This window comes from Clostridium ragsdalei P11 (assembly GCF_001675165.1).
Taxonomy (GTDB): Bacteria; Bacillota; Clostridia; order Clostridiales; family Clostridiaceae; genus Clostridium_B; species Clostridium_B ragsdalei.
This window is the reverse complement of the sequence record NZ_LROS01000005.1, coordinates 35,641-52,896: the sequence shown is the minus strand read 5'-3', so window position 1 is coordinate 52,896 and position 17,256 is coordinate 35,641. Positions and strand designations below refer to the sequence as shown.

17 protein-coding genes and 1 tRNA gene are annotated in these 17,256 nt (G+C 30.0%); 7 read left to right on the top strand and 11 right to left on the bottom strand.

The window, feature by feature from the left end:
* Nucleotides 1-3 precede the first annotated feature (3 nt).
* The 3 genes from CLRAG_RS02490 to CLRAG_RS02480 form a co-directional block, all read right to left on the bottom strand.
* Nucleotides 4-789 carry an MBL fold metallo-hydrolase gene (locus tag CLRAG_RS02490; RefSeq protein ID WP_065076924.1) on the bottom strand — a complete coding sequence of 262 codons (786 nt, stop codon included), beginning with the start codon at nt 787-789 and terminating at the stop codon, nt 4-6.
* A gap of 29 nt (nt 790-818) precedes the next feature.
* Nucleotides 819-2,081, bottom strand: a complete 1,263-nt coding sequence (locus CLRAG_RS02485) for a UDP-N-acetylglucosamine 1-carboxyvinyltransferase (RefSeq protein WP_013240769.1) — start codon at nt 2,079-2,081, stop codon at nt 819-821.
* 260 nt (nt 2,082-2,341) lie between these two features.
* On the bottom strand, nt 2,342-2,509 hold the full coding sequence (locus tag CLRAG_RS02480; RefSeq protein WP_013240768.1) for a DUF1540 domain-containing protein: 168 nt from the start codon (nt 2,507-2,509) through the stop codon (nt 2,342-2,344).
* Nucleotides 2,510-2,726: 217 nt separating this feature from the next.
* Between CLRAG_RS02480 and CLRAG_RS02475 the strand changes: the two genes are divergently transcribed.
* A complete protein-coding gene (locus tag CLRAG_RS02475; protein ID WP_065076923.1) occupies nt 2,727-3,275 on the top strand; it encodes a 2'-5' RNA ligase family protein in 549 nt (182 codons plus the stop codon).
* 52 nt (nt 3,276-3,327) lie between these two features.
* Here the strand turns inward: CLRAG_RS02475 and CLRAG_RS02470 are convergent, their stop codons facing one another.
* Nucleotides 3,328-5,226, bottom strand: a complete 1,899-nt coding sequence (locus tag CLRAG_RS02470) for a type I glutamate--ammonia ligase (RefSeq protein WP_065076922.1) — start codon at nt 5,224-5,226, stop codon at nt 3,328-3,330.
* A 340-nt stretch (nt 5,227-5,566) separates the two neighbouring features.
* Here CLRAG_RS02470 and murI point away from each other — a divergent pair, with 340 nt between their 5' ends.
* Complete coding sequence (murI, locus tag CLRAG_RS02465; protein WP_065076921.1) at nt 5,567-6,352, top strand: glutamate racemase; 786 nt, start codon at nt 5,567-5,569, stop codon at nt 6,350-6,352.
* A 93-nt stretch (nt 6,353-6,445) separates the two neighbouring features.
* A complete protein-coding gene (locus CLRAG_RS02460; RefSeq protein WP_065076920.1) occupies nt 6,446-7,114 on the top strand; it encodes a helix-turn-helix domain-containing protein in 669 nt (222 codons plus the stop codon).
* A gap of 103 nt (nt 7,115-7,217) precedes the next feature.
* On the opposite strand, the gene CLRAG_RS02455 is transcribed toward CLRAG_RS02460, so the two are convergent.
* Both CLRAG_RS02455 and CLRAG_RS02450 read right to left on the bottom strand, forming a co-directional pair.
* Nucleotides 7,218-8,117, bottom strand: a complete 900-nt coding sequence (locus tag CLRAG_RS02455) for a radical SAM protein (RefSeq protein WP_065076919.1) — start codon at nt 8,115-8,117, stop codon at nt 7,218-7,220.
* Nucleotides 8,118-8,195: 78 nt separating this feature from the next.
* Nucleotides 8,196-9,245, bottom strand: coding sequence for a YkvI family membrane protein (locus CLRAG_RS02450; protein WP_065076918.1), 1,050 nt, complete (start codon nt 9,243-9,245; stop codon nt 8,196-8,198).
* A 287-nt stretch (nt 9,246-9,532) separates the two neighbouring features.
* Between CLRAG_RS02450 and CLRAG_RS02445 the strand changes: the two genes are divergently transcribed.
* From CLRAG_RS02445 to CLRAG_RS02435, 3 genes are all read left to right on the top strand, one after another.
* Nucleotides 9,533-10,636: a hypothetical protein gene (locus tag CLRAG_RS02445; RefSeq protein WP_065076917.1), complete on the top strand. Its 1,104-nt coding sequence runs from the start codon at nt 9,533-9,535 to the stop codon at nt 10,634-10,636.
* Between the two features lie 59 nt (nt 10,637-10,695).
* Nucleotides 10,696-11,628, top strand: coding sequence for a tRNA modification radical SAM protein MnmL/YtqA (gene mnmL, locus CLRAG_RS02440; RefSeq protein ID WP_065076916.1), 933 nt, complete (start codon nt 10,696-10,698; stop codon nt 11,626-11,628).
* 286 nt (nt 11,629-11,914) lie between these two features.
* Nucleotides 11,915-12,625, top strand: a complete 711-nt coding sequence (locus CLRAG_RS02435; protein WP_065076915.1) for a 2-phosphosulfolactate phosphatase family protein — start codon at nt 11,915-11,917, stop codon at nt 12,623-12,625.
* A gap of 38 nt (nt 12,626-12,663) precedes the next feature.
* Here CLRAG_RS02435 and CLRAG_RS02430 read toward each other — a convergent pair whose 3' ends face one another.
* The 5 genes from CLRAG_RS02430 to murC all read right to left on the bottom strand — a co-directional run bounded on the left by CLRAG_RS02430 (nt 12,664) and on the right by murC (nt 16,135).
* Nucleotides 12,664-13,062: a hypothetical protein gene (locus tag CLRAG_RS02430; protein WP_065076914.1), complete on the bottom strand. Its 399-nt coding sequence runs from the start codon at nt 13,060-13,062 to the stop codon at nt 12,664-12,666.
* Nucleotides 13,063-13,126: 64 nt separating this feature from the next.
* A complete protein-coding gene (locus tag CLRAG_RS02425; protein WP_065076913.1) occupies nt 13,127-13,780 on the bottom strand; it encodes an HAD family hydrolase in 654 nt (217 codons plus the stop codon).
* Between the two features lie 142 nt (nt 13,781-13,922).
* Nucleotides 13,923-13,998 (bottom strand) — tRNA-Pro (locus CLRAG_RS02420).
* 376 nt (nt 13,999-14,374) lie between these two features.
* On the bottom strand, nt 14,375-14,695 hold the full coding sequence (locus CLRAG_RS02415; protein ID WP_063557014.1) for a hypothetical protein: 321 nt from the start codon (nt 14,693-14,695) through the stop codon (nt 14,375-14,377).
* A gap of 66 nt (nt 14,696-14,761) precedes the next feature.
* Complete coding sequence (gene murC / locus CLRAG_RS02410) at nt 14,762-16,135, bottom strand: UDP-N-acetylmuramate--L-alanine ligase (RefSeq protein ID WP_065076912.1); 1,374 nt, start codon at nt 16,133-16,135, stop codon at nt 14,762-14,764.
* 263 nt (nt 16,136-16,398) lie between these two features.
* Here murC and purR point away from each other — a divergent pair, with 263 nt between their 5' ends.
* Complete coding sequence (gene purR / locus CLRAG_RS02405; RefSeq protein WP_065076911.1) at nt 16,399-17,214, top strand: pur operon repressor; 816 nt, start codon at nt 16,399-16,401, stop codon at nt 17,212-17,214.
* Nucleotides 17,215-17,256 lie beyond the last annotated feature (42 nt).

Sequence of the window (17,256 nt, the reverse complement as noted above, 5' to 3'; positions counted from 1 at the left end):
CTTTTAAAAGCTTATATAATTGCTGGGCTGATCACGTCTTGCCATGGATATGCTTACATCAGTATTTAATTTAATGCCGCATTCTCTTAAACTATTTGTTACAGTTTCATAGGCTAATTCAGGATAATTATTTATTTTACTTAAATGTCCTAAAATAATTCTTTTGAATTTTCCATTTAAAATGTCTGGGATGGCCATTCCACAGTCATCATTTGATAAGTGACCTATTTTACTTAGAATTCTCCTTTTTAAATCATAGGGATAAGGTCCAAACTTTAACATTTCTACATCGTGGTTACTTTCTAAAAGAATTAAATCTGAATCTTTTAATATATCCTTGATGTCATCTGATATAAAACCTAAGTCTGTTGCTACACATGCTTTCTTGTTTTTACAGTTAATTGCATATCCATAAGGATCTGCAGCATCATGGGATATACTATAACTTACTATGTCCATGTCTTTTATGTTTATATAATTGTCATAAATTATTTTGATATTATGTTCTTTTATCTTGCCTATAGATTTTAACATGGCTTTCCAGGTAAGGGTATTTGCATATATAGGTATATCATATTTCCTAGATAACACACCTACACCTTTAATATGGTCACTGTGTTCATGGGTAACTAGTATGGCGTCTATGTCATTTGGCTTATGTCCAATTTTTAAAAGAGCATTTTCTATACTTTTACCAGAAAGTCCTGCATCTATCAGAATTTTAGCATTATCAGATGCTATAAATATGGAATTTCCACTGCTGCCACTGTATAAAGGACAAAAAATCATAATAAATCTCCCTATTAATAATATTTGTATTACTCAGAATAAGATACTCTCTTTATATCGGCACCTAGAGCTCTAAATTTATCTTCTATATTGGGGTATCCCCTATCAATGTGTTTAATACTCAAAACTTCAGTAGTGCCCTCGGCAATAAGGCCAGCTATAACCATTGCAGCACCAGCTCTCAAGTCTGTTGCTTTTACAATAGCTCCACTGAGCTTACTTACGCCATCTATAATGGCGGTTCTACCTTCTACTTTAATATTGGCACCCATTTTTTTGAGTTCATCTACATGCTTAAATCTACTTTCCCATATACTTTCATTTATAATGCTTCTTCCTTCTGCTACGGTTAAAAGAGTACTTAAAGGTTGTTGTACATCTGTAGGAAATCCAGGGTAAGGTTGGGTCTTTATATTTACGCCCTTTAATTTTCCACTTGATTTTACAGTAACAGAATCACCATCTTCTATTACCTCAGCTCCCATTTCTATAAGCTTTGCTGATATAGATTCCAGGTGCTTAGGTATAACGTTTTGGACAACTACTTCTCCACCGCAGGCTGCTGCTGCAATCATATACGTACCAGCCTCTATTTGATCTGGTATAACACTATAGGAGCAACCTTTTAGTTCTTTAACCCCTACTATTCTTATTATATCAGTGCCTGCACCTTTTATATTCGCTCCCATGCTATTTAAGAAATTTGCTACATCTACTACGTGGGGTTCCTTTGCTACATTTTCTAAGGTAGTTACTCCTTCTGCAAGAGAGGCAGCTAACATTACGTTTATAGTGGCCCCTACGCTTACTACGTCAAAAAATATACTTGTTCCAATCAATTTTTTAGCTTCTACTAATACACAACCGTGTTTAATTTTAACTTGGGCACCCAAAGCTTCAAATCCTTTTATATGCTGATCTATAGGTCTAACCCCTATAGGGCATCCTCCTGGTAGTTCAACCCTAGCTTTTTTAAATCTACCTAGCAGTGCGCCTATGAGATAATAAGAAGCTCTCATTTTTCGTACATCATCAGTGTTTGCATCTATACTATTTATAGTAGTACTATCAATTACTACTGAATTTTTACCTGTTTTTATTTCGCAGCCTAAACTCTCAAGAATTCTTTCTATGCAGTGGACGTCTTCTATATTAGGTATATTATCAATTGAGCATAATCCTTTACTGGCCATTATTGATGCCGGTAATATTGCTACAGCAGCATTTTTTGCACCGTTAATTTCTATAAAACCGGAAAGAGGCCTTCCACCATTAATTACCAATTTATCCATTCACGTATCCATCCTTATCACAAATTTATATTTATATAAAGTTTAGAAAATCTCAAATTTAATTCATATTACACAAAATTTATTATATCATAATTTTGTGTTATTTTAACATAAAATTTGAAAATATGAATGATACTCTTAAATTATAATATAAATGAAATTAATTATTTTTTAAATTAAAGCCCAGCTTTAATGACAAAGCTGGGCTGGTGGAATTGTTTTAAGTTTTTATTGTTTCAAGTAGATACTGTGGAGAATAATTATTCTTGCTTCATAAAACTACCACAGTCAGTACATTGTACGTCTTTAGCCATAGATTCATGCTTTGTAACTTGTATTTTGTCGAGAGTGCAATAATTTGTATTCTTTGCATGAAATCTGCATTCATTTACTATACATCCAATACTATTATTTTCAGTATTATTCATAATATACCTGCTTTTAAAAGATAAATATATTTTAAAGCAGGATTTCACCTCTTTCTCTTTGTAAATTTTATAACATTAGTATTTTTACACTTAGACACATTTTATATACCTATAATTATTGGTAATTTTTAATGCTATAAGAATAATAATTATGTGATATAATGTTAGTTACATACTATACATTTTTGTAAAATTAATTTGGGGGATTGAGAAAATAATGAAATATTATTTAGTAGCTTTGTTTGATAAAGATTCCTATTCTTATATTGAGCATATACAAAGGAATATATGTAGAAAGTATAGATTGTATAAAAATATACCGCCTTTACATATAACTCTTGGAGCTGTGGAAAATCCAGATATAGAGAAATTTACTAAGATTGTTTCTGATATATTAAAACCTTATAAGAAGTTTAAAGTAAAAGTGAATGAAGCCATTTGTTTTAATCAATCTTATAAGTCTGTTAATTTAAAGGTAGAAAATAAAGGATATGTAATAAGGCTGGCAAGACAGATAAATGAAACTTTAAAACTTTATAAGTTTGATGTTAGAGAGAATGGAAACAATTGGGACCTACATACTGTACTTGCAAATACGAATTACTCCATTAAGGAATTGACATCCAAGGAGTACGTTTCGGCTTGTAATAATAACAAAAAAGATGAAATTTATAAAATGGCTCGAATAGATAGAATAGCACTTTGGAAACCTATAAACAATAGAAAGGAAACACTTATAAAAAATTTCCCTTTAAGGGATTTTTAATATAATTTGATTAAAAAGGTAGTAAACTTTAAGCTTACTACCTTCTTTATACTTAGATATCTAATAAATTTTTCTTATAACTTGAGTATAAATCTTTCAGTTCACTAATTTTTTCTTCAGCTTCTATTTGAAGGTTAGATACTTCTTCGTAATCTCCAGCTTCTGATGCAAGTTTTATTCTAGTAAATAAGCTTTTATTAGAATATGAATCTTTCATTAAGTAATATCTTAAATCATTTATTTTTTGCCAATTAGCTACATCTAGATCTAAAGCTTTATCTATGGAATGTAACATCTTACAATCTCTTATTTCATTGGAGTAATCATTTAATATTCTATGATTTAGTTCTATTAGCCATCTAGTTGTAGCTCCTAATCTAAAGCTGTTTATTAATTTTTCGTCTAATACACCTTCTGCAGTTAGGACAGCTTTTTTCTCTGGGTATTTATCAAGAGCGCTGAGATTTTCATATACAGTTGCAGGGGCTGTACCAAATAATCTTACTCTTTCTTCATCAGAAAAGGATTCAAATACATTTTCCTCACTTCTATATGCCCTTCCCTTTTCCAAATAATCTGCATCATCTTCAGCTTTCTTGGAAAGTTCCTTTAATAAGTCATCTTCTGTTTTTTCATTTGTAACCGCATATTTTATTCCGTCCATCATAGCTAAATATAATGTAGTTACAGCTAAATAGGTGTTTGTATGAGGATTTGGAGCTCTTAATTCAAATCTTGTAGCTAAAGGATTTGCAGAATCTCTTATAACTCCTATGAGTACAGTTCTGTTTCTTGAAGGAATCTCTGCAGAGTGACCTAGGGAAGTTACTATACATATAGGTGCTTCAAATCCAGGTTTTAATCTTCTGAGGGAATCAGTGGTGTTAGAAACAAAAGGATTTATAACTTCGTAGTTTTTAAGTATTCCCATTACAGAAGCATATCCAAAAATACTTAAGAAGTGTTCTTTAGTAGAAGAAAATAGATTCATAACTTTACCATTTTTAAGTTTTAGTGCTATTCCTATATGGGTATGTTCTCCGCTGCCAGCTACCCCTTCAATAGGTTTAGCAAGGAAAGTAACATCTAATCCATTGCTTCTAAAAGTTTCTTCAACTATATTTTTTACAAGTAATTCATTATCTGCTGCTTGAACAGCAGTACAGTATTTCCAGTCTATTTCTAATTGTTCCATTACATGATTGAAGTTTCCTGATTTATCTACTTTAGCTTTTACACCGCCTACTTCTTTATGTCCCATTTCAGGCTTTAAGCCGTATAAGTTCATATTTAATAGAGTTTCCTCTAAGGCTGTTTTTACTATACCTTTTGTTCTAGTCCAATATTGTTCTTGAAGTTCCTGAGATGTGAATAATTCTTCAGTGTGTGCTTTATCGTTAGGTGTCATTACCCAAAATTCTAGTTCTGTAGCACAAGTAGCAATTACATCATCTATATCCTCGTATTTTATTCCAAAAGATGATATAGTACTAGGGTATTTTTTAAATAAGTCTAAGAGATTTGATGTGAAATGTTCTACACAATTTTTTAGAGCGTATCTAGAATCTACTGCTTTGTTTTCATGATATAGGAAACAAGGAATTCTCAGTGTCCCAACAGGTTTATTTGTTTCAAGGTCAATATTTTCTTCATTGTATTCTACATACCAATTTACATCAAGATCAGGCAGCATATCTACTTTTGCATTGTTTAGAGTTGCTATTCCTGGAAGAACTACAGATGAACCATCAGTTTGAATTGCTCCATTTAAAAAGCCATTTATATCTTTCAAAAAGACCTCAATAGGGATTTTCTCATCAGTATTGTTACCAGAAAGATCTATACCTATAAGGGACACAAATTTTATTTCTGAATGTGCAGTTAGCATTTTCTTTAAATTTTCCTCTGAGTGCGTTTCTTTAGGCACTACATACACTAGATCTTTTAACATAATTCCATTCCTCCTATAAATAATTAGAAGAGTATCTCATTTTTAATACTCTAATATTTTTACACCTAATAAATTGCTACTTTCGTTATTTTAATAACTCAAATTTATATATCTATGATTTTATAATTAATATTGATATATGTCAATAGAATTTTGAAGGAATTTATAATTGTAATTGCAATATTAATAGAAAGCAAGAAATTTGCAACATACTTATATTGTAGATTTAAACGATTAATTATACTCATAATTTAGTTTTTTAGATTTTTTTTGTATAGTTTAAATGTATAATATATAATGAATATAGAAAGTTTTTTGATTAGAATAATGAGGTGATAGAGTGGATTTAGAAGATAGACCTATTGGTTTTTTTGATTCTGGAATAGGTGGAATAAGTGTTTTAAAAGAAGCAGTTAAAATCTTATCAAATGAAGATTTTGTGTATTTTGGAGATTCTAAAATGGCTCCTTATGGGGTAAAAACTGCAGAAGAGGTAAAAAGACTTACTTTTAATGCAGTAGAGCTTCTATTAACAAAGAATATAAAGGCGTTGGTTGTGGCTTGTAATACTGCAACTAGTGCAGCAATAATAGATTTGAGAAAAAAATATAGCAAATCTATGCCTATAATAGGCATAGAACCAGCTTTAAAACCGGCAGTAGAATTTAATAGAAAAGGTAAGATAGTAATAATGGCAACTACTATGACCCTTTCAGAAAGAAAGTTTAGTAATCTCATGAAAAAGTATGAAAGTAGATCATCGATAGAACCACTGCCATGTCCTGGTTTAGTAGAACTTATTGAGCAGGGTAAGATAGAAGGAGAGGAAGTAGAAGGTTATTTAAAGGAAAAACTAAATTCACTGAAAGATGAAGGAATTGCAGCAGTGGTATTAGGATGTACTCATTACCCATTTGTAAAGAAAAGCATACGCAAAATTTTAAATGAGGACATCCCTATAATAGATGGAAGTAAAGGTACTGTAGAACAACTTAAAAGACAGCTTGTTAAATACCATATAAAAAACAATAAGAATAAAGTAGGAAAAGTAACAATATTTAATTCCATGGAAAGTAAATTTATAATACAATTGAGTTATAAACTTTTAAAAGAGGGAAGTATATAGAAAGTTTAAAGTTTAAATATCAAAGTTCAAATAATGACTTCCTTCTTGCATTAGGAGAAAAATAATCATTATCTATTAAATTAGGAGGAGAAAATGAATAGAGTAGGACAAAAAATAAAATTAGCAAGAACTGAATTGGGTATTAGTCAGAAACAGTTAGCTAAAAAACTAGGAGTTTCAGAGAAATTTATAAATGAAGCGGAATCTGGAAAGAGAATAGTAAATCAAAATATAATTGATAAACTTTCCAAAATATTAGGTAAAAGTATAAATGATATAACTATGTCTTTTGAAGAGGAAGTATATAAAGAAGATAAAACTCCAAAATTTTCTCCAGTAACTAAGAAGGAGAAAGTACAGGACGTTTGGAGTGAGGCTTTTGGATCTGTTTTAAAAAAGGTACCTATTTATAAATATGATATGAGAAGATCAGTAGGATTTAGACAGCTTCCGTTGATTGATAATAAAATAGAAGGATATGCTCAGGATAAAGTGATGTATTTGCAAGTAGAAAGTGATGATATGGAAGGATTTAGAATACAAAGAGGAGATTTAGTTTTTGTACACATCACAGGGGAAATCTATAATAATTCTATATATTTAGTAGAATATAGTGGAAAAAGGGAATTGAGACAGATAAAGAAGCTGGATAGTAATAAGGTGCTTCTTATTAGTAGTAGAAGTGGTATAAGAACAGAAACTATTGAGATTAAAAGTTTAAAGATAATTGCTAAATTGGATAGACTTGAAATAAAACTTTAATTTGGAATTAAAGCTGAATATTTAGGACACAACTAGGTAAAAACAAAATATAGTGAAATTGGCTAGGATAGGAACAGAGATTCTATTCTAGCCAATTTCTAATTTAAATTCCTTCTAAGTTGAAGTCAGGTACAAAACTTTTAGAAGAACTTGTACTGTCTTGAATAAATGCATTTTTTATACCTAGAGATAGACAATAATTTATAAATGAATCATAGTGCTTTGGGCTTAAAGGCCTGTTTATTTCAGGAAACTTATAAGAATTATACATAGGTGTATATTGATTCATTATGCTTATGTAAACTGAATCTCCAAAGGTATTGTATATATAATCTATTATTTTCTTTGAGTCAAATAATAAACCGGGCAGCATGAGGTGACGTATTATAACCCCTTTTGTTACCATGCCGTTTTTATCAAATTTTATAGTGCCTACTTGGTTAAACATTTCTTCTATGGCTTTTGAAGCATAGATAAAGTAGTCGGGGGCATGAGAATATTTAACTGCATATTTGCTATTAAAATATTTTAAATCAGGAAGATACACATCTATATATCCTTTCAGGTCTTTTAAAGCAGCTGCATTTATATAACTGTTAGTATTGAATAATACTGGAAGATGAAGACCCTTTGATTTAGCTATATCCAGGGCTTTAATTATTTGTGGAATGTAATGGGTTGGAGTAACTAAATTTATGTTGTGAGCATTTCTATCCTGTTGTTCTAGAAAAATTTCACTAAGCCTTTTTATGGATACTTCTTTTCCTATGTTCTCAGCACTTATAGTGTGATTCTGGCAAAAAACACATCTTAGATTACAATTAGAAAAAAATATAGTTCCTGAACCATTAATACCAGAAATGCAGGGTTCTTCCCACTTGTGTAAGGATACTTTGGCTATTTTTACATTTTTGCCAGCATTGCAAAAGCCAGTTGAGCCTTTTAATCTGTTTGCTTTGCAGGATCTAGGACATAAGATGCAATTTTCCAAATAGTTTTGCATAAAAGCACTTCCTTTAAAGTTTAGATAATTAAAAATCAATATGATTATAGCTTTTTAATTATAACATAAAGAAGTAATTCATTTATTATAATTTCTAAGATAAAAAACAATACATTGTACTATAAATATAAGACTTACTAAACCAAAAGCAGGATATAAAAATGAAATTAGTTTTACAAAACCAATTTGGGATACAGGAATTGTAATTAATATTATTATAATTATTGATCTTTTATAGGGTATATTAAATACTTCTTCAAAGTTCTTTCCTACACTATATATATTAGATACCTCTGTAGAAAACATCTCCAACCAAATTATAGCAAGCAGTACTATTTCTAATATTTTTCCAAAACGATTTGCTATGTAGAGGAGGGGAATTTCATATTTAAATATATAGGGTATATTCAAAATTAGCATGAAGTTTATTATAAAAACCAGTATTGTAAGGATTAAGGAGCCGATAATAGAACCTGCGATAAGACTTTTCCTTTTGTTTATGGAAAGACTTAAAGGCACTAAAACGCCACTGCAGGATAACATATTAAAACCAGAATACATTAATGAAGAGAAAAGCCAGCTCTGTTTACAGCAATTTATATTTTTTAAGCTAGATATATTTAGATTTTTATAGAAAGCTAAATATAATATAAATAACGTTACTATTACTAATATAAGTGAAGGAACTATGACTGAATTTATTTCAAGCAGCCCTTTAGTATCTCTAAATAATGTAATCATAGCTATAAATATCATAAATATTATACCTATCCACCGTGATACTCCAAAGTATTGATGAATTAGGGCGCCACTTCCAGCAAGTATTATAGCTGATCCACCAATTAAGAAAAAAGTAGTTAAGGAATTGGTAAGTATACCTAAAAATCCAGGACTTACTAAGGATATGAGACCATCATAAGAGTTTAATTTATATTTTTTGCTTATGCTAATTATTATAATTGACATTACTATGTATACAATACAGCAGATCAATATACCTATGAAGCTTTTGTAACCATATTGGGTAAAAAATTGGCTTATTTCTTGTCCTGATGCTAAGCCAGCGCCAACTATTGTACCTATAAATACAGCGGCTACTTGGAAAATCAAAACAATCTCTTTATTCAAAAATATCCCCCCAGTAATATAATTTTTAATTTTACTTATGTCCACTTTTCCGAAAAGGCAGCCATCGAATAAATATATCCTATATATAAATATATAAATCACATATAAAAATAATGAATTATAAATTAAAATTCTATTTACGGGAAAAATAAAGTTTAAGTGAATTAGCTAAGGCATTTGAAAGAAAATAGGTTGGCATAATAACTAGTTATTTCTTTCAAAATCACTTAACTTAATAGAAGGAGGTGAATTTCTACTACAGAGTAAAAACTGAGAGTAGGAAGTATATGAGAAAAAGAAGTATAATTTGTACCATATTACTTATAATTTTTTCTTGTAGTTTAATATGCGGATGCAATTTAAATAAAAAGGAAGATACTAAAGAGTCAAATGAAAGTTTTGATATGAAAGCAGCAGGCAATACGGTAGATACTTATATGAAATATCTCATGAAAAGTGATGTTGAGAATATTAAAAAATTATATTCCAAAGAACTCCTAAAAAGTCCCATAAAGAGTGAAAATCAAAATTTAAAAATTGTTGGATATAGTTTAAGTGATAGCAGCGAAATTGGAAAGTCAGGGCAATTTAAGGTAAAAGTGGCAAGAGTAGATTTAAGCAAACCTTTTGCAGTGTTAGATGAATATTCTATAAAAGTAGTAAAGGAAGGTAATGACTATAAGATTAATAAAACTAGTGATGTTGTGGATAGGGAAGCATTTATTGAAAAAGATAAAATAAAAATGAGAAATAAAAATGATGTAAAGACAAATGTAGTAATAGACATAACAAATGTACCTAATTATGTATTTCCAAAAGATGATAAGGTAAATATAGATAAGGCTGCTGTACCAAAAAACAACTTTGGTATAATTGATTTTTCCTATACGGGAGATAACATGGCAATGGTTACTTATAACAAAGATTCATATATAGGAGTAATAAAAATAGATGAAAGCATGTCAGCACAATCCCAGGATTCTGACGGACAGCAGGGTGATGGCGGTGACAGTAAGGATGGAGGAGAAGGTGGCAAAAAGGGTGAAGTGGAGAAAACAGTAGGAAAAAATATAACTAATTTAGATCTTCTAAAGGATTCTAAAGTAGAATTTGTAACATTTTCTCAAGATGAGAAGTTTGTCATGGCACAATATACAAATGAAAATATAGGTCATTGTATAAGACTCTATAAGGCAAATTCAGGAGATATAGTGGATTACAAGTTTGAAGAAAAATTTCCTCTTGATAAAGTGGATGTAGTTTTTTCCTCTTTTGATGAAGATATATTAAACTTTGATGTTACATCAAAAAATAATAGTAGTGAATCACTTTCTAAACTAACTGGTAAGTGGAAGTTAAGCTTAAAGAATTTTAAAGCAGTGAAAATGTAATATTGTGATATAATGACAATGTATTATTTATTGGGAGATTGAGAGGATGAAGGGTTAGAATGCTGTGGGGAGACAAAACATACTATAGTTTGAATTATTATTTGAGAAGAAAATTTGGATGTAAAGTATTTAAGATATCTTTGGATGGTGGATTTTCTTGTCCTAATAGAGACGGTACTATAAGTACAGGTGGATGTATATTTTGCAGTGAAAAAGGATCTGGGGATTTTGCAGGAAATAGGAATGTATCTATATTAAGTCAGTTTCAGGGTATAAAGCAAATGATGAACAAGAAGTGGAAAAATGGAAAGTATATAGCATATTTTCAAGCATATACAAATACCTATGCTCCTGTAGAAATACTAAAGCAGAAGTATGAGGAAGCTATAAATCAAGAAGGTGTAGTTGGTCTTGCAATAGCTACTAGACCTGATTGCCTTGGAGATGATGTGCTGGAATTACTTGAGAAATTTAATAATAAAATTTATACTTGGGTAGAGCTTGGCTTGCAAAGTTCCAATGATTTTACAGCAGAAAAAATAAACAGGGGATATAAATTAGAAACCTTTGAAAAGTCTGTAAAAAATTTAAGAAAAATAGGAATTGAAGTGGTAGTACATTTAATAATGGGACTGCCCTATGAAAATAAAGACATTATGATGAATACAGTAAAATATGTATCAAGTCAGGATATACAGGGAGTAAAGTTCCATTTGCTTCACTTAATGGAACATACTCCTCTTGTAAAATTGTACAATGAAGGACAGTTGAAGCTTATGAGTCAAGAAGATTATGTAGATGTAATATGCTCAGCACTGTCAAATACCAGGCCGGATATTGTAATTCACAGGTTAACTGGAGATGCACCTAGAAATTTACTTATAGGACCTAAATGGAGTCTTAAAAAGTGGGAAGTTTTAAATGATATAGATAAAACCATGAAGGATAGGAACATCTATCAGGGAATATGTTATGGGAATAATAAGGAATAGTTAATTACTCAACTTTCACAGTTTAAAAAAATTGCGACGTAATTTTTTTAAATAACAAAGTTCAAATATCAAATAGGGATAATTTTCTTCCTAACGTCAGAAAATATTAAAATTATAGATTTCCTGAGGTACGATGGAAATCATCTTTATCTGTTCTTTGTTATTTGAACTTTGTTATTTTCAAAAGCTTTGCTTCGCAAAGTTTTTATATTAAGTGAAAATTTTATATATGCGAAAGTTGAGTTGAAAATAATACGTGATTACTTTTAGAGGAGGAAATTGAAAATTGAAAATAGATGTAATAATATCAGCAGATGATATAAAAGATGAGAAAATTGAGGACAAGTCTGTGGTAATAGTGGACATGCTTAGGGCAACTTCAGTAATTACCACTGCTATGGACAATGGATGTAAGGAAGTGATACCTGTTCTAACTGTAGAAGAAGCTCTAGAAATAGCAGGGAGAGATAGGGAAAAATATATACTTGGAGGCGAGAGAAATGCCTTAAAAATACCAGAATTTGATTGCTCGAATTCTCCACTTGAGTATACTAGAGAAGTTGTAAAAGATAAAATTCTTATAATGACTACAACTAATGGAACTAGAGCAATAAAAAGAAGTGTTGCAGCAAAAAATATGTTAATAGGAGCCCTTATAAATGGAGCTAAGGTGGCAGATAAGCTAGTAAGCTTAAGAAATGATGTAACGATAGTTAATTCTGGAACAAGTGGACAATTTTCTATGGATGATTTTATATGCAGCGGATATATAATAAAGTGCATATTGGAAAAGACAGAGGTAGAGCTTACAGATATATCTAAAACTGCATTATATGTTTATGAAAAGAATCCAGATATTGTAGGGTTTATACAAAATGCATCTCACTACAAAAGGATACAACAGCTAGATTTGTATGATGATTTAAAATACTGCTGCAAGAAAGATATAATAAAAGGTGTTCCCGAATATTTAGATGGAGTTATCAAATTATTATAGAAATGTTGAAAAGCCCTAGTTTTAAGTAATGAAGGGCTTTATTCAATTATCCTTATATAATTGGACTTTATCCATCCTTTAGAATTCAGCCTGTTGTCTCCAGGCAAAAAAACTTCATACCAAAGTTGACTTTGAATTTGAGCACTATCTTGAATTTTTAAAGAAGCATTTTCTTTTAAAGTATTAACTATGCTGGAGTTTGAAATAGGTGAAAGATGGAGATTCCCACTTATAGTAACTACTGCGTTTAAAAATTGAGGAGTGACGTACTTAATGTCTATTTTCTTAGGAGTTTGTTTTAATAATTTTGATTTTAAATCATCGTTTTCATATTTTAAAGAAAGTATTTGTCTTCTCTGGATTGAGACCTTATCGTTAAATTTGTATAGAATAACAGCATTTCCTGCTATAATTAGAAGGAATAAAAAGGCTAGCATTTTAAATCTCCTCATTTAAGTACTTTTATATTAGTATATTCAATAAGGTACTTAAAAATGAAAATTATATTGTCTTCATTAATTCGTTATAATTAGATATATGCATGTCCGAATAATCTATTATTTCGTTCCACTGGTACTCAGAATATAGGTCATGCACACCTATTACAGTCATACCTGCTGATTTTGCACCTTTAACGGCACACAGCACATCTTCAAAAACTACACAATCCTTTGAATTTAAATTTAACTTTTGGGCAGCACAAATATATATATCGGGGAAAGCCTTACTTTTTGAAACTTCATCGCCTGTAATTATTGAGTCAAATAAATCATATATTTTATTCTTTTTGAGACATACGTTTGTTATTTCTCTATAATTGCTTGTAGCTAAAGCTATTTTAATACCCTTTTTCTTTAATAAAAGCAAAAACTCTTTAGCTCCTGGTTTAAGTGAGATATTATGAGAATATTCATAAATAGCCATATCATACCATTCTTTTTGAATTCCTTCTATACTATCAGAAATATTAAATTTGTTTTTAAAATACTCGGCAGTTTCATAAAAGCTCATATGTTCTATATCACTTTTTAAGCTTGGAGGAACAGTTAGTTTTTTTCTTGCTAAATAGTTTTCATCAATGTTTTCCCACATCCACATGGAGTCAATAAGAGTACCATCCATATCAAAAATAGCACCTTTAATGTTTTTAAGCATCTATACATAACCTCATTTCAAGTTTAGTATATTTTTATCTTTTTAATATAAAATGGGCTTTTTGAGGTTTCTCTCAAAAAGCCTAAAAGTTCTTATGAATACAAAACTTCAAAAGCTACAAACTTAAATTGTGCTAATGATTTGGTCGGAGTGACAGGATTTGAACCTGCGACCTCTTGCTCCCGAAGCAAGCGCGCTACCATCTGCGCTACACCCCGCTCATATGCTATTTTATACCATATATAAAAAAAAGACAAGATACTTGTAAACTGCAGTGCACAATGTACGATTTACAATTGAGGATAATTTTCAGTTATCGCAAAAATAAAAAATTGCGAAGCAAAGTTTTTGAGTTGAAAGTTGATAGTGGACAATTGACAGTGAAGGATGATTTTTAGCTATGGCAAAAAATCTTTAAATTTATATGAATCAACTCAGCTATGTTTTGCTTTAGCAAAACGAGCTTTCAAAAATTTAATTAAAGATTTTTTGTAGTGTAACGGAAAAAAATCCACCTTCACTGTCCACTTTCAATTTTCAATTGTCAACTAAATTGCTTCGTAATTTCTTAGTTTACGAATTGCAAATAAAGTATCATATACTCATTTTATCTTCGTTATCCCCTTCGCCTCTTGTAGGAACTGTAGACATGAGGAATCCAACTAGTACTGATACTAGGGCTGGTGATATTATATTTATATAAGCTATGTAAGAGGTTCTATATAATATTAGTGCAGTTATGCCTGTTAAAAGTATGCTGATTATAAAAATATAAATTACAAATTTAGCAAAAGAACTAAAAAACTTTTTATATAGTTTGTGTCTTGTAGGGCCACTTATTATTTTTTGAAACAAAAAATAGGATAATAGAATTAAAATTACGTCTACTGAAGCAGATATTAAAAAATTTTTCAAATAAAACACCTCCAATAGGTTTATTAATCTATAGTATTACCTTATTGGAGGCATTTTACACTTAAATTATTCGCTTAAATACATTTCTCCTACTTTAAATATATCTCCTGCACCTACAGTTAAAAGAAGATCTCCATCTTTTAAATTAGATTTTAAATAATCAACTATGGATTTAAAATCTGAGATATTAGTAGACTTTATACCACGTTTTGCAATTTCTTTAGATAGCATAGCAGAACTTACCTTGCCAGTGTCTTTTTCTCTTGCAGGATATATATTTGCTAAAATTAGTTCATCTACGTTGTCGAAAGCCTCAGTAAATTCTTTAAATAAGCTTATAGTTCGTGAAAAAGTATGGGGCTGAAATACACAGATTATTCTCTTATGAGGGTAATTTATAGCAGCATTTAAAGTTGCTTTTATCTCAGTAGGATGATGAGCATAATCGTCTATTACTGTTATGCCTTCTTTTTTACCCTTCAACTCAAATCTTCTGTGAGTACCTTTAAAGTTTTCCAATCCCATTTTTATGTTATCAGTGGATATATCTAAGACTAAAGATACGGCTGTACTTGCCAGTGCATTTAATATATTGTGTTTACCTGGAACACTCAAATGTAAAGATGATATTTTAACATCATTTTTATATATATCAAAGGATGCACAACTTTTTTCATCAAAACATATATTTCTAGCTGTAATGTCACCATCATTAATTCCATAAGTTAATACGTTGCAGTTAACGGTTGATATAACATTTTTCATTCTTGCATCGTCCGCACAACAAACTAAGTATCCTTCTTCTGGAATTAGATTTGCAAATTTTATAAAGGCATTTTGTATATCATCTATATCTTTATAATAATCAAGGTGATCTGCATCTATATTTAAGATTACGCCTATGGATGGGAAAAACTTCAGAAAAGATCCTTTGTATTCACAAGCTTCAGTAATGAAATAAGGGCTGTTTCCTATTCTTACATTCCCATTTATATTGTCCAAGTTTCCTCCTACTAATATGGTAGGATCTAAATCCGCTTTAAGTGTAATACATGATAGCATGGATGTAGTTGTGGTTTTACCATGGGTACCTGCTATAGCTACATTATACTTATGACCTTTCATTATATGACCTAAAAGTTCAGCTCTGGACATTAGAGGAATGTTCAAAGTTTTAGCTTTTAAAAATTCCTCATTATTTTTTTGGATTGCGGCAGTATATATAACTAAATCTATATCTGGTTTTATATTTTCACTGATTTGTCCTATATAAATTGTAGCTCCTTTTGATTTTAATTTTTCTGTTGCAGGAGAAGTTTTTATATCTGAACCGGATACTTTAGATCCCTTTTCTATTAAAATTTCAGCTAAAGCGCTCATGCTTACTCCGCCTATACCTATAAAATGTACTGTCTTATTTTTTATAAAATCAAATGACAACTGAATCACTCCTTTAATTTAACTAACTCATCTAATAATTATATACAAAAATTAATTAAAAAACATAACTTTATGGATATAATTTATAATTTGCAATATTTGAACTTTAAACTTTTTAAAAATTTTATAGCAATGAATTCTTAAGCTACTAGTTGAGCCTGTAGTAAATAGGTGTTGATAAATAACATTTTTTAGAATACAATATGAATAATAGAATAAAATAGTAACATATTATTCGTAAAATTATATAGATGGGTGATAGAATGCAAAAGTTTAGTAGAAATCAGAGAATAGCTGCAGTAACAAAAATCTTACTTGAAAATCCTAATAAAATAATGGGCTTGAATAACTTCACAGAAATGTTTAATACTGCAAAGTCTACTGTAAGTGAGGATATTGTAGTAGTGAAGGATACTTTAAATAAATTGGACATGGGAAAAATAAATACTGTATCAGGAGCAGCAGGGGGAATTAAATATGTATGTGGTATGTCTAATGAAAAGAAAAGGGAATTTGCTGAAAAATTATGTATTATTTTGAAAGATAGAGAAAGAATAATACTAGGGAATTTTTTATATATGACAGATATAATGTTTAACCCTAAGATAATATACACTGCCGGATTGATTTTGGCATCTATTTTTATAGAAAAGGATATTGATTATGTAGTTACTGTTGAGACAAAGGGAATTCCACTAGCTTATGAAGTAGCCAGGATGCTCGGAGTTCAACTTGTAGTTGTAAGAAGGGAAACGAAATTTACTGAAGGCTCTACTTTAACTATAAATTATGTATCAGGTTCTACAGGAAGAATTCAAAATATGTCTTTGTCTAAGAAGGCATTGAAGAAAGGAAGTAAGTGTATTTTTATTGATGACTTTATGAAAGCAGGAGGAACTGCTAAAGGTATAGTAGATCTTTTGAAGGAATTTGAAAGTGAACTTTTAGGAATAGGAATTTTAATAGACAATATAGGAACATCTAACAAATTAGTTGAAAACTATGTGTCACTAGTTGATTTTAAAGGCATTGATGAAAGTGGAAATGCAATTCTATTTCCTTCTGAAATGTTTAACTAATAAAATTTTCAAAAAATTTTATTAATTTTTAATAAAATAGGA

Coding starts and splice junctions, on each gene's coding strand:
- CLRAG_RS02430 (WP_065076914.1), bottom strand. CDS start 13,062: ATGCTAGCCTTTTTATTCCTTCTAATTATAGCAGGAAATGCTGTTATT.
- CLRAG_RS02445 (WP_065076917.1), top strand. CDS start 9,533: ATGAGAAAAAGAAGTATAATTTGTACCATATTACTTATAATTTTTTCT.
- CLRAG_RS02490 (WP_065076924.1), bottom strand. CDS start 789: ATGATTTTTTGTCCTTTATACAGTGGCAGCAGTGGAAATTCCATATTT.
- CLRAG_RS02470 (WP_065076922.1), bottom strand. CDS start 5,226: ATGTTAAAAGATCTAGTGTATGTAGTGCCTAAAGAAACGCACTCAGAG.
- CLRAG_RS02455 (WP_065076919.1), bottom strand. CDS start 8,117: ATGCAAAACTATTTGGAAAATTGCATCTTATGTCCTAGATCCTGCAAA.
- CLRAG_RS02480 (WP_013240768.1), bottom strand. CDS start 2,509: ATGAATAATACTGAAAATAATAGTATTGGATGTATAGTAAATGAATGC.
- CLRAG_RS02475 (WP_065076923.1), top strand. CDS start 2,727: ATGAAATATTATTTAGTAGCTTTGTTTGATAAAGATTCCTATTCTTAT.
- purR (WP_065076911.1), top strand. CDS start 16,399: ATGCAAAAGTTTAGTAGAAATCAGAGAATAGCTGCAGTAACAAAAATC.
- CLRAG_RS02425 (WP_065076913.1), bottom strand. CDS start 13,780: ATGCTTAAAAACATTAAAGGTGCTATTTTTGATATGGATGGTACTCTT.
- mnmL (WP_065076916.1), top strand. CDS start 10,696: ATGCTGTGGGGAGACAAAACATACTATAGTTTGAATTATTATTTGAGA.
- CLRAG_RS02460 (WP_065076920.1), top strand. CDS start 6,446: ATGAATAGAGTAGGACAAAAAATAAAATTAGCAAGAACTGAATTGGGT.
- CLRAG_RS02485 (WP_013240769.1), bottom strand. CDS start 2,081: ATGGATAAATTGGTAATTAATGGTGGAAGGCCTCTTTCCGGTTTTATA.